The following is a 12,994-nucleotide window of genomic DNA, read 5'->3' as shown; positions in this document are numbered from 1 at the left end:
CCTCCTGTTTCTTCACGCGGCGAGACGGCGGATCGCCGAGAGCGGTACGGGCAGCCAGTCGGGGCGGTGCCGGGCCTCGTAGACCACCTCGTAGACGGCCTTGTCGGTCTCACAGGCCCGTAGCAGCACCGGATCGGCGCGCGGGTCGCGGCCGGCCACCTGCGCGTACCCGGCGCAGTAGGCGGCCCGGCAGCCGCGCGCCCAGTCCGGCGCGGCCGGGCTCACCGAGTGGGCCGCGTAGTCGAAGGAGCGGAGCATCCCCGCGATGTCCCGCACCGGCGGCTGCGGCAGCCGCCGTTCGGCGAGCGGCCGGGCCGGCTCGCCCTCGAAGTCGATCAGCGACCAGTCACCGGACGCCGAGCGCAGGCACTGCCCGAGGTGCAGATCGCCGTGGATGCGCTGCGCGGTCCAGGTGTGGCCCTGGGCGGCGAGCCGGTCCAGATCCCGGTACGCCTGCCGCAGCCCGCTCTCGTACGGCCGCAGTGCCGGCACGGCCTGGACGGCCGCCGCCAGCCGCTCGGTCATGCCGCCGGCCAGCGCCTCGAGCTGGGCATGGCCGAGGGTGACCGTCGGCAGGGCCCGGGCGAGCGCGGTGTGCACCTCGGCGGTGGCCCGGCCCAGCTCCCGCGCCTCGGCGGCGAAGTCCTCGCCCTTGGCCAGCTCGCGCAGCGCCAGCTCCCAGCCGTCGGCCGCGCCGCGCACGAAGGGCTGGAGCACGGCGAGGACATACGGCTCCCGGCCGGTCTCGGCGTGCGCCCAGGCCGTCGGCGCGGGCACCCGGGGGCAGCCCTCACGGGCCAGCGCGAGCGGTATCTCCAGGTCGGGGTTGACGCCGGGCATCACCCGGCGCAACAGCTTCAGGATGAACGTATCTCCGTACACGACCGACGAGTTGGACTGCTCGGCGGTCATCAGCCGGGCCACGAGACCCTCGCGGATCTCCTGGCGCCGGTCCCGTTCGAAGCGCAGCCCGCCGATGCGGGCCCGGGTGCGCAGGGCCTCCAGGAGCACTTCGGCGGGCCGGGGGTCGTACAGGGCGTCGTACACCGTGCGTCCGGCGAGCGGCCCCTCCTCAAGGTGTCCGATCAGCGCGGGCGCCAGCCGGGGCGGCAGCGCCTCGCGCACGCCTATGAGGAGCTGGTAGCAGTCGCCGGGGCCCGGCGTGATCGGCTGGTGCACGCGCAGCAGCAGGTGGTACAGGCCGAACCGCCCGTCCGGCGGGAGCAGTTCGGTGACGGCCACGGGAGTGAACCCGGTGACCGGACGCCCCTTGCCCGCGAACCAGCGCTGCCTCGGCAGCCACGCGCGCAACAAGGGGTCGAGGGAGTCCAGGAGCGAGGGGGCGGTGCCGAAGGGGGTGACCGTTTCCGCCATGGGCGTCACGTCCTTTCCCCGGGTCGTCGGGGTGTTCCTGATGCGTGCCCCGGGCGGGACGGTGGAAACGCGCCACCGCCCCGCCCGGCCGAAACGCTCCGCTCTAGACGGCGTCCCGGCGCAGCCGGAACCAGTAGAAGCCGTGGCCCGCGAGGGTGAGCAGGTACGGCAGCGAGCCGATGGCCGGAAAGCGGACCCCGCCGAACAGCTCGACCGGGTGCCGCCCGCTGAACCGGCTCAGGTCCAGCTCGGTGGGCTGGGCGAAGCGCGAGAAGTTGTGGACGCACAGCACGAGGTCGTCCCCTCCCTCCGCCGACAACGGGGCCTCCCGCAGGAAGGCGAGCACCGCCGGGTTGGAGGACTGCAACTCGTTGTAGGTCCCCAGTCCGAAAGCAGGGTTCTGCTTGCGGATCTCGATCATGCGGCGGGTCCAGTGCAGCAGCGAGGAGGGCGAGGACATCGCGGCTTCCACGTTGGTGACCTGGTAGCCGTAGACCGGGTCCATGATCGTCGGCAGGAACAGCCGCCCGGGGTCGCTGGAGGAGAAGCCGGCGTTGCGGTCGGGGGTCCACTGCATGGGGGTGCGTACGGCGTCGCGGTCGCCGAGCCAGATGTTGTCCCCCATGCCGATCTCGTCGCCGTAGTACAGGATCGGCGAGCCGGGCAGGGACAGCAGCAGGGCGGTGAACAGCTCGATCTGGTTGCGGTCGTTGTCGAGGAGGGGGGCGAGGCGGCGCCTGATGCCGATGTTGGCGCGCATCCGCGGGTCCTTGGCGTACTCGGCCCACATGTAGTCGCGCTCCTCGTCGGTGACCATCTCGAGGGTCAGCTCGTCGTGGTTGCGCAGAAAGATGCCCCACTGGCAGTTCGAGGGGATCGCCGGGGTCTTGGCGAGGATCTCGGAGACGGGGTAGCGGGACTCGCGGCGCACCGCCATGAAGATGCGCGGCATGACGGGGAAGTGGAAGGCCATGTGGCACTCGTCGCCGCCGGAGGCGTAGTCCCCGAAGTAGTCGACCACGTCCTCCGGCCACTGGTTGGCCTCGGCCAGCAGCACGGTGTCCGGGTACTGGCTGTCGATCTCCTTGCGCACCCGCTTGAGGAACTGGTGGGTCGCCGGCAGGTTCTCGCAGTTGGTGCCCTCCTGCTGGTACAGGTACGGCACGGCGTCCAGCCGGAACCCGTCGATACCGAGATCCAGCCAGAACTTCAGCGCGGAGATCATCTCCTCCTGTACCGCCGGGTTCTCGTAGTTCAGGTCCGGCTGGTGCGAGAAGAAGCGGTGCCAGTAGTACTGCTTGCGTACGGGGTCGTACGTCCAGTTGGAGGCCTCGGTGTCGACGAAGATGATCCGGGCGCCGGGGAACTGCTTGTCGTCGTCGGCCCAGACGTAGTAGTCCCCGTACGGACCGTCCGGGTCGCGCCTGGACTCCTGGAACCACGGGTGCTGGTCGCTCGTGTGGTTCATGACGAAGTCGATGATCACGCGCATGCCGCGCTGGTGGGCGGCGTCCACGAACTCCACGAAGTCGGCGAGGTCCCCGAAGTCCGGGAGCACGGCGGTGTAGTCCGAGACGTCGTAACCGCCGTCCCTGAGCGGTGACTTGAAGAACGGCGGCAGCCACAGGCAGTCCACGCCGAGCCACTGCAGATAGTCCAGCTTGGCGGTCAGACCCTTCAGGTCGCCGATTCCGTCGCCGTTGCTGTCCTGGAAGGAGCGGACCAGGACCTCGTAGAAGACGGCGCGTTTGAACCACTCCGGGTCCCGGTCCTTGGCAGGTGTGTCCTCGAAGGTGTCCGGAACGGGCTCGTTGACGGTCATGTGGTGGGTGACCCTCCGGTCTGCGGGTTGGACGGTCGCAGGACGCTGAAGACGTGCGCGGGCCTCAGGCCCGGCTCGAGGCGCACGTAGTTGGCCCTGCCCCAGTGATAGGTCTCGCCGGTCAGCTCGTCGCGCACCGGCACCGACTCGTGCCAGTCCAGGCCGAGTCGCGGCATGTCCAACGAGATCATGGCCTCCTGGGTATGGTGGGGGTCGAGGTTGGCGACCACCAGAACCGTGTTCGACCCGCTCCGCTTCGAGTAGGCGATCACCGCGTCCTTGTCGGCGTGGTGGAAGTGCAGATCGCGCAGCTGACGCAGGGCGGGGTGCCGGCGGCGGATGGTGTTGAGCCGGGTGATCAGGGGGGCGATGCTGCGGCCCTCGCGTTCGGCGGCCGCCCAGTCGCGGGCCTTGAGCTGGTACTTCTCGGAGTCGAGGTACTCCTCGCCGCCCTCGCGCAGCGGGGTGTTCTCGCACAGCTCGTAGCCGCTGTAGATGCCCCAGGTGGGGGAGAGGGTCGCGGCGAGCACGGCCCGCACCTCGAACGCGGGCCGCCCGCCGTGCTGGAGGTAGGCGTGCAGGATGTCCGGGGTGTTCACGAACAGGTTCGGCCGCATGTAGGCCGCCGCCTCACCCGTCAACTCGCCCAGGTACTCGGTCAGTTCCTGCTTGCTGTTGCGCCAGGTGAAGTACGTGTACGACTGCTGGAAGCCGATCTGGGCGAGGGTGTGCAGCATCGCCGGACGGGTGAACGCCTCCGCCAGGAAGATCACGTCCGGGTCCCTGCCGTTGATCTCGGCGATGACCCGCTCCCAGAACACCACCGGTTTGGTGTGCGGGTTGTCGACCCGGAAGATCCGCACCCCGTGGCCCATCCAGTGCCGCAGGATCCGCACCGTCTCCGCGACCAGCCCGTCCATGTCCGCGTCGAACGCGATGGGGTAGATGTCCTGGTACTTCTTCGGCGGGTTCTCGGCGTACGCGATCGTGCCGTCGGGCCGGTGGTGGAACCACTCCGGATGCTTCTCCACCCACGGATGGTCCGGGGAGCACTGCAACGCGAAGTCCAGGGCCACCTCCAGGCCCAACTCCCGCGCCCGGCCCACGAAACGGTCGAAGTCCTCCAGCGTGCCCAGGGCGGGATGGACCGCGTCGTGCCCGCCCTCCGGCGAACCGATCGCCCACGGCACACCCACGTCGTCCACACCGGCGGTGAGAGTGTTGTTCGGGCCCTTGCGGAAGGTCGTGCCGATGGGATGCACCGGGGGGAGGTAGACGACGTCGAAGCCCATGTCCGCGATCGGCTTCAGCCGGCGCGCGGCCGTACGGAACGTGCCGTGCGGCCGCGCGAGAGTGCCCTCCGAACGCGGGAAGAACTCGTACCAGGAACCGAACAGCGCCCGCTCCCGCTCCACCAGCAACGGCATCGCATCGGAAGCGGTCACCAGCTCCCGCAGCGGATGACGGACCAGCAGCGCCCGCACCTCCGGGGCCAGGGCCGCCGCGAGGCGCCAGGCGGCCGGCCGTTTCTCGTCGCGCAGGGCCGCCACCGTCCTTCGTACGAGCGGCCGGTGCGCCTTCGGGACGCCGGCCGCCGCGCGCTCGTACAGCCGGGCGCCCTCCTCCAGGACCAGCTCGGTGTCGAGGCCGGCCGGGATCTTGATCTGCGCGTGGTGCCACCAGGTGGCCAGCGGGTCGGACCAGGCCTCCACGGTGTACGTCCAGCGGCCGGGCTCGCCGGCGGTGACGGTCGCGCCCCAGCGGTCCGTGCCCGGGGCGAGTTCGCGCATCGGCGTCCAGGGTCCGGGCCGCCCGGCCGGGTCGCGCAGCACCACGTTCGCCGCGACGGCGTCGTGCCCCTCCCGGAAGACGGTGGCCGACACCTCGAACGCCTCACCGGTCACCGCTTTGGCCGGCCTGCGCCCCTGCTGGACCACGGGGCGTACGTCGAGGACGGGGATCCGGCCGAGAGAGCCGGCCGGCGGCGGTGACACCTTCTTCCCGGCACCGGGTTTTACCGGTTTTTTGGCCGTCGCCTTCTTCGCGGCCGCCGGGGTCCTGCTGCTTGTCGGGGGTCCTGACGAGTGGTGCGTGGCGGGCATGACCGCTCCTGTCCGCGTCAACGTGGGTGTGGGCGGATGGGTGTGGGGAGGTGGGTCCTGCGAGGTGCTGTGGTGCGCCTGTGGGGTGTGTACCGGAGGAGCCTTCCCACCCTGTTCGGGTGGGCAATCCGGCACTTTGTTAACTACTCGCGCGTATGTCCACCCGTCGGACCGGCCCCCTTTTCCCGGTTACCCCGCGACCGCTTCCGCACGCCCCGACACCCCGCCCGGCACATCCCCACCGACCCCCCGGTAACCACTACCGTCGGCAGTGACGACGAGACGTGCGGCGCGCCGTACGTCTCACCCCGCGACGCGTCCGAGGTGGAAGTGTGAAGGCGATCCGTCGGTTCACCGTCCGTCCCGTTCTCCCCGAACCCCTCCGGCCGCTGAGCGACCTGGCGCGCAATCTGCGCTGGTCCTGGCATGCGGAAACGCGCGACCTGTTCCGGTCCGTCGACCCCGAGGCCTGGGCCGCGGCCCAGGGCGATCCGGTACGGCTGCTGGGCCGGGTGCGGCCGGCGCGGCTGGCCGAGCTGGCCGGGGACCGGCGGTTCCTGCGCCGGCTGACCGCGGTCGCCGACGACCTCGACGACTATCTGACCGGCGAACGCTGGTACCAGACCCAGGCGGACGGGCTGCCCGCCGCGGTCGCCTATTTCTCCCCGGAGTTCGGCATCACGGCCGCGCTGCCCCAGTACTCCGGCGGCCTCGGCATCCTCGCCGGCGACCATCTGAAGGCGGCCAGCGACCTCGGCGTACCGCTGATCGGGGTCGGGCTGCTGTACCGGCACGGGTACTTCCGGCAGACGCTGTCCCGCGACGGCTGGCAGCAGGAGCACTACCCGGTGCTCGACCCCAACGAGCTGCCCCTGACCCGGCTGAAGGAGCCCGACGGCACCCCGGCGCAGCTCTCGCTCGCGCTGCCCGGCGGCAGGGCGCTGCGCGCGCGGATCTGGCTGGCGCAGGTCGGCCGGGTGCCGCTGCTGCTGCTCGACTCGGACGTGGAGGAGAACGACCTCGGCGAACGCGGGGTGACCGACCGGCTCTACGGCGGCGGCGGTGAACACCGGCTGCTGCAGGAGATGCTGCTCGGGATAGGGGGTGTGCGGGCGGTGCGGGCGTACTGCCGCCTCACCGGGCACCCGCAGCCGGAGGTGTTCCACACCAACGAGGGACACGCGGGCTTCCTCGGCCTGGAGCGGATCGCCGAACTGTGCGCGGCCGGGCTCGACTTCGACGCGGCCCTGGAGGCCGTGCGCGGCGGCACGGTGTTCACCACGCACACCCCGGTCCCGGCCGGCATCGACCGCTTCGACCGGGAGCTGGTCGCCCGGCACTTCGGGCCCGACGCCGAACTCCCGGGCATCGAGGTGCACCGGATCCTGGCGCTCGGCATGGAGACGTACCCGGGCGGCGAGCCGAACCTGTTCAACATGGCGGTGATGGGGCTCCGGCTGGCCCAGCGGGCCAACGGGGTGTCGCTGCTGCACGGGCAGGTCAGCCGGGAGATGTTCGCGGGACTGTGGCCGGGATTCGACGCCGAGGAGGTGCCGATCACCTCCGTGACCAACGGGGTGCACGCGCCGACCTGGGTGGCCCCGGAGGTGCTGCGGCTGGGCGCCCGGGAGGTCGGCGCCCAGCGGGCCGAGGACGCGCTGACCGTCGGCGGCTCCGAGCGCTGGGACTCGGTCGCGCACATCCCGGACCAGGAGATCTGGGAGCTGCGCCGCACCCTGCGCGAACAGCTGGTGCAGGAGGTGCGCGAGCGGCTGCGCGCGTCGTGGCGTCAACGCGGCGCCGGGGACGCCGAGTTGGGGTGGATCGAGCACGTCCTCGACCCGGACGTGCTGACGATCGGCTTCGCCCGCCGGGTCCCGTCGTACAAGCGCCTGACGCTGATGCTCCGCGACCGCGACCGCCTGATGGAACTCCTGCTCCACCCGGACCGCCCGGTGCAGATCGTGGTCGCCGGCAAGGCGCACCCCGCGGACGACAGCGGCAAGCGCCTCGTCCAGGAGCTGGTCCGCTTCGCCGACGACCCGCGCGTGCGCCACCGCATCGTCTTCCTGCCGGACTACGGCATGGCGATGGCGCAGAAGCTCTACCCCGGCTGTGACATCTGGCTGAACAACCCGCTGCGCCCGCTGGAGGCCTGCGGTACGAGCGGGATGAAGGCGGCGCTCAACGGCTGTCTCAATCTCTCCGTCCTGGACGGCTGGTGGGACGAGTGGTTCCAGCCGGACTTCGGCTGGGCCATCCCGACGGCGGACGGCGCGGGCACCGACCCGGAGCGGCGCGACGACATCGAGGCGGCGGCCCTGTACGACCTGCTGGAGCAGCGGGTCACCCCCCGCTTCTACGAGCGCGGGCGCGCGGGCCTGCCCGACCGCTGGATCCAGATGGTCCGCCAGACCCTCACCCTGCTGGGCCCGAAGGTGCTGGCCGGGCGCATGGTCCGGGAGTACGTGGACCGCCTCTACACCCCCGCGGCCCAGTCCCACCGCGCACTGACCCCGGACACGGCCGGGGAACTGGCCGCCTGGAAGGCCCGGGTGCGGGCGGCCTGGCCCGGCGTCAGCGTCGACCACGTGGAGACGACCGCGACGGCGTCCACGGCGGAACTGGGCACCACCGTGGGCCTGCGCGTGCGGGTGGCCCTCGGCGACCTCACCCCGGACGACGTGGAGGTCCAGGCGGTCTCCGGCCGGGTGGACGCGGAGGACCGCATCACGGACGCGGAGGTGGTCCCGCTGAAGCCGGCGGGCACGCCGGATCTGGAGGGCCGGCTGCTCTACGAGGGCCCCCTCTCCCTCGACCGCACGGGCCCCTACGGCTACACGGTCCGCATCCTGCCCACCCACCGCCTCCTCGCCTCGGCCGCGGAGCCGGGGCTGGTGGCGGTGCCGTCGCAGGACGTGGCGGAGGGGGCGGGGGTGTTGTTGCGGTGAGCGGCGCGGGGCGAGGGGGTCACGCCCTCGGCGGGGCGGTCACCCTGCGGGTCACTCCTCGGACAGCCCCGCGCACAGCTTCTTCAGCACCGCCCCGCAGCGGCGGGCGTACGCGTGCTGCAGGCCCCGTGTCGCCGGGCCGGCGGCCCTGGCGTACCACTTGGCCGGTCTGCTGAACGCGGCCACCGTCAGCCAGACCGTGCCGTCGCCGGTGCGGTCGACCAGGAAGGCCTCCTCGCCGCACTCGGGGTGGCCCTCCAGGGTGCCGTAGGCCCAGCCGGCCCGGCGGGGTTCCTCCGCGGTCCAGATGATGCGGCAGGGCGCCTTGAGCAGGCCCGCCAAGGTGACGGTGACGCCGACACCGGGGGCCGCGCGATGGGCGGTGGCGTCGATGCCCACGCCCATCGCGCGGTGCATCTCCCAGGTGAGGACCGCCTCGGCCGCCCGTTGGAAGAGTGTGTGACCCTCGCCGATGCGGGTGCGCACGAACAAGGGGTGGAAGCCGGGCGGGCAGTACGTCAGGTCGTCGCGGGTCGCACCGGCCGGCTCGTAGGTGAAGGGCGCCGAGGACATGGGTCACAAGCGTAGGCGGCACCCGGAGGTTCCTCCCACCGGGTGCCGCCTCGCGCTCGACTGGATGTGTGTCAGTTGACGTTGACCGCCGACCAGGCAGCCGCCACCGTCTTGTACTCGGTGCTGCTGGAGCCGTACAGGTCCGCCGCCGCCGACAGGGTGCCCGAGCGGGCACCGGCGTAGTCGGTGGTCGAGGTGAAGTACGTGGTCAGCGCCTTGTACCAGATCTGGAGCGCCTTGTCCCGGCCGATGCCGGTGACCGTGGAGCCGTTGGACGTCGGCGAGTTGTAGGACACGCCGTTGATCGTCTTGGCGCCGCTGCCCTCCGAGAGGAGGTAGAAGAAGTGGTTCGCGACACCGGACGAGTAGTGGACGTCCAGGTCGCCGACGGAGGATGACCAGGAGTCCGCCGAGCCGCCGTCCTTGCTGGGCTTGTCCATGTAGCGCAGCGGGGTGCCGTCGCCGTTGATGTTGATCTTCTCGCCGATGAGGTAGTCACCGGGGTCATTGGCGTTGTTGGCGTAGAACTCCACGCCGACGCCGCCGAGGATGTCGCTGGTCGCTTCGTTCAGGCCGCCGGACTCGCCGCTGTAGTCCAGGCCCGCGGTGTTGGCGGTGACGCCGTGGGTCATCTCGTGGCCGGCCACGTCGAGCGAGGTCAGCGGGTCGGTGTTGTTCGAGCCGTCGCCGTAGGTCATGCAGAAGCAGCTGTCGTCCCAGAAGGCGTTCACGTACGAGCTGCCGTAGTGGACGCGGGAGTAGGCGGCCTTGCCGTCGTTCTTGATACCGCTGCGGCCGAAGGTGTTCTTGTAGTAGTCCCAGGTCTCCTGCGCGCCGTAGGCGGCGTCGGCGGCGGCCGTCTGGTTGCTGGAGGAGCTGGAGGCGGTGCCGGTGCCGAAGGTGCTGGTCGAGTTGGTGACCAGGGTGCCGGTGCCGGACGTCTTGCGGGCCAGGTTGTAGGTCTTGTGGCCGCCGCGCGAGGTGTCGTTCAGCTGGTACGTCGAGCCCGACAGGTTGACGGTGAGGCCGACGGTGCCCGAGTACAGGGTCTTGCCGGTGCCGGTCGCGTTCTCGATGCCCTGGTACTCGAAGAGCTTCTTGCCCGTGGCGGCGTCGGTGATGACGTGCAGCTGGTTCGGGGTGCCGTCGTCCTGGAATCCGCCGACGATCGTCTCGTAGGCGAGGACGGGCTTGCCGGAGGCGGCCCAGATCACCTTGCGCGCGCCGTCCGCGGCGGACTTGGCGGAGCCGAGGGTCCGGGCGGCGGACACCGCGAGCTTCTCGGCCTTGGCGGCGGTGATCTGCGGCTTGAGCGAGGCCACCTTGATGGCCGCCTTGGTCGCTCTGGTGATGCCCTTGGTCTTGCCGGACTTGGCGGTGTGCACGACGAGGTCGCCGCCGAGCACCGGCAGGCCCGCGTAGGTGCGCTCGTAGCGGGTGTGGAGCGTGCCGTCGGCGTCCTTGACGACGTCCTTGACGATCAGCTTCTCCTTGGCGCCGAGGCCTATCTGCTGTGCGGTGGCGACGGCGTTGCCCTGCGCCTGCTGGATCAGGGAGGCGTGGGTGGAGGCGGACAGCGCGGCCGGCGCGGCGGCCTGCGCCTTGGCCGTGGGCTGGGCGGAAGCGCTGGTGGTCAGCCCGGTGGAGAGCAGGGCTCCGGCTGCGACAGCGGTGGCGATGGCCAGAGTGGTGCGCTTGTGACGCGCGTAGCGGGGGGTCACCTGAAGCTCCTTCATGTGGGGAGTCCGGGCAGTGTGGGGTTACCGGCCCGGCTGTGTGGGGTCGTGAAGTTGCTGTGCTGCTGCGGCGGGTGGAGAGAGAGTGACATCAAGGGCGCGTACATGTCAGGACCCTTAAGTGATGTTGGCTGAAAGACGACCGCCGGGGAAACATTTCAGGCGTGTGAACCGGGACCGTCCGGAGGTGCCGAACCCCCGGACGGTCCCGTGGTGACGGGCCTGCGGCCTGCGGCTTACGGGAAGATCAGCTTCCAGTCGTTGAGCGTGCCCGTGTCCTGACTGGCTTGATCCTGCACCCTCAACTTCCACGTTCCGTTGGCAGGTTCGGCGGCGGCGTTGACCGTGTACGTCGCCTTCACGTTGTCGGCCGAGTCGGAGGCGCTGAAGTTCTTCAGCCGGTAGGCGGTGCCGGACGGGCCGACGAGGTCGATCACCAGGTCGCCCCGCCAGGTGTGCGTGATGTCGACGCTCACCTGGAGATTGCCGGGCGCGTTCCCGCTCCGGTCGGAGACGGTGACGGCCGAGGTGATGGCGGGCCCGTTGTCGGGGATCGCCATCTGCGTGTTGTTGTCGTACGTCGAACCGGTGCCGCCACCGCCACCGCCACCGCCGCCACCGCCGGAGCGTGAGCCGACGTTGACACCCGCCCAGGCGTCCTCGACCGCGGCGTACTCGGCGCTGGAGGTGCCGTACAGCTCGCCGGCCGCCGCGAGGGTGCCGGTGCGGGCGTCGGCGTAGTTCGTGGTGGAGGTGAACTTGGTGGTCAGCGCCCGGTACCAGATCTGCAGCGCCTTGTCCCGGCCGATTCCGGTCACGGGAAGCCCGTCCGAGGTCGGCGAGTCGTAGCTGACGCCGTTGATCGTCTTGGCTCCGCTGCCCTCGCTCAGCAGGTAGAAGAAGTGGTTGGCGATCCCGGAGGAGTAGTGCACGTCGAGGTTGCCGACGCCCGAGTACCAGGAGTCCGCGGAGCTGCCGTCCTTGCTGGGCTTGTCCATGTAGCGCAGCGGGGTGCCGTCGCCGTTGATGTTGATCTTCTCGCCGATGAGGTAGTCACCGGGGTCGGAGGCGTTGTTGGCGTAGAACTCCACGCCGGTGCCCATGATGTCGCTGGTGGCCTCGTTCAGGCCGCCGGACTCGTCGCTGTAGTCCAGGCCCGCGGTGTTGGCGGTGACGCCGTGGCTCATCTCGTGCCCGGCCACGTCCAGCGCGGTCAGCGGGTCGGCGTTGTTCGAGCCGTCGCCGTAGGTCATGCAGAAGCAGCTGTCGTCCCAGAAGGCGTTGACGTACGAATCGCCGTAGTGCACGCGGGAGTAGGCGCCCACGCCGTCGTTCTTGATGCCGCTGCGGCCGAAGGTGTTCTTGTAGAAGTCCCAGGTCTCCTGCGCGCCGTAGGCGGCGTCGGCGCCCGCGGTGGCCGCGTTGGACGTGGTGCCGTCGCCCCAGGTGTCGTTGCTCTGCGAGAACAGCGTGCCGGTGCCGTCGCTGCCGTGGTTCAGGTTGTACGTCTTGTGCCCGCCGCGCGAGCCGTCGGTCAGCGTGTACGACGAGCCCGAGTGGGTCGTGGTCAGCGTGACCTGCCCGCTGTACTGCGTGTTGCCGATGCCGGTCTCGATGCCCTGGTACTCGTAGAGCTTCTTGCCGGTGGCGGCATCGGTGATGACGTGCAGCTGGTTCGGGGTGCCGTCGTCCTGGAGGCCGCCGACGACCGTCTCGTAGGCGAGGACGGGCCTGCCGGTCGCCGCCCAGATCACCTTGCGGACGCTGTCCGCGGCCGGCCTGGTGCCGCCGCGCGCCTTCGCCCGCTGCACGGCCTGCTTCTCGGCGGCCGCCTCGGACACCTTGGGGGTGAGACCGGCGACCTGGACCCTGGCGTTCGTGGCCCGGACGACGTCCATGGTCTTGCCGGACCTGTTGCTGTCCACGACCAGGTCGCCGCCGAGGACGGGCAGGCCGGCGTAGGTGCGCTCGTAGCGGGTGTGGAGCGTGCCGTCGGCGTCCTTCACGACGTCCTTGACGGTCAGCTTCTCCTTGCCGCCGAGGCCGATCGACCGCGCCGTCGCGGCCTTGGCGGCGTCGGCGTCGCGCAGCAGCTCGGCGCGCTGCGAGGGGGTGAGCTTCAGCGCCATGTGCGCTGGGTTCGCCTTGCCGGCGTGCGGCGCGGGCGCCGGTGCGGCACTGGCCGCGCCCGACTGGACGGCGGCGGCGATCAGCGCGGCGACACCGGCGAGGGCGAGGGTGGCGCTACGACGGTGCGCGGTGCGGAACTGCGGGGTGTGGGAGGTGCGTCCGCGAGAGGAATTGCGTCTCAACACTGACTCCTTCTGCATGGCCGTGGGTCACGCGGCCAGGGGAGACCGGACGGTGGGTTGGGGCGTCCGGGCAGAACAGGACGTGCGCGGAGCTGGAGGTGCGGGCCGCCCGGGCACGAGCACG

The 12,994-nt window shown here is 70.9% G+C and carries 7 protein-coding genes; 1 reads left to right on the top strand and 6 read right to left on the bottom strand.

Translation table 11 applies throughout. The features are described from left to right. Window positions 1-12: 12 nt before the first annotated feature. From A6P39_RS14935 to A6P39_RS14925, 3 genes are all read right to left on the bottom strand, one after another. Window positions 13-1,374 (bottom strand): maltokinase N-terminal cap-like domain-containing protein, encoded by a 1,362-nt coding sequence (locus tag A6P39_RS14935; protein WP_067054089.1) that lies wholly within the window; start codon window positions 1,372-1,374, stop codon window positions 13-15. A gap of 103 nt (window positions 1,375-1,477) precedes the next feature. Further along, window positions 1,478-3,196: a maltose alpha-D-glucosyltransferase gene (treS, locus tag A6P39_RS14930; RefSeq protein WP_067054086.1), complete on the bottom strand. Its 1,719-nt coding sequence runs from the start codon at window positions 3,194-3,196 to the stop codon at window positions 1,478-1,480. Continuing rightward, window positions 3,193-5,298 (bottom strand): alpha-1,4-glucan--maltose-1-phosphate maltosyltransferase, encoded by a 2,106-nt coding sequence (locus tag A6P39_RS14925; protein ID WP_275883857.1) that lies wholly within the window; start codon window positions 5,296-5,298, stop codon window positions 3,193-3,195. The genes treS and A6P39_RS14925 overlap by 4 nt, the downstream gene beginning before the upstream one ends. Before the next feature lie 332 nt (window positions 5,299-5,630). On the opposite strand from A6P39_RS14925, the gene A6P39_RS14920 reads away from it, so the two are divergent. Then, window positions 5,631-8,249 carry a glycosyltransferase family 1 protein gene (locus A6P39_RS14920; RefSeq protein ID WP_067056037.1) on the top strand — a complete coding sequence of 873 codons (2,619 nt, stop codon included), beginning with the start codon at window positions 5,631-5,633 and terminating at the stop codon, window positions 8,247-8,249. A 51-nt stretch (window positions 8,250-8,300) separates the two neighbouring features. Here the strand turns inward: A6P39_RS14920 and A6P39_RS14915 are convergent, their stop codons facing one another. The 3 genes from A6P39_RS14915 to A6P39_RS14905 all read right to left on the bottom strand — a co-directional run bounded on the left by A6P39_RS14915 (window position 8,301) and on the right by A6P39_RS14905 (window position 12,870). Then, complete coding sequence (locus tag A6P39_RS14915; protein ID WP_067056032.1) at window positions 8,301-8,822, bottom strand: DUF1990 domain-containing protein; 522 nt, start codon at window positions 8,820-8,822, stop codon at window positions 8,301-8,303. Window positions 8,823-8,893: 71 nt separating this feature from the next. After that, window positions 8,894-10,543, bottom strand: coding sequence for a M4 family metallopeptidase (locus A6P39_RS14910; protein WP_067056061.1), 1,650 nt, complete (start codon window positions 10,541-10,543; stop codon window positions 8,894-8,896). A gap of 251 nt (window positions 10,544-10,794) precedes the next feature. After that, a complete protein-coding gene (locus A6P39_RS14905) occupies window positions 10,795-12,870 on the bottom strand; it encodes a M4 family metallopeptidase (protein WP_067056029.1) in 2,076 nt (691 codons plus the stop codon). Between the last annotated feature and the right edge of the window lie 124 nt (window positions 12,871-12,994).

The organism is Streptomyces sp. FXJ1.172, from assembly GCF_001636945.3.
GTDB lineage: Bacteria > Actinomycetota > Actinomycetes > Streptomycetales > Streptomycetaceae > Streptomyces.
The sequence above is the reverse complement of the archived record's forward strand: the minus strand, read 5'-3'. Positions and strand labels throughout refer to the sequence as shown.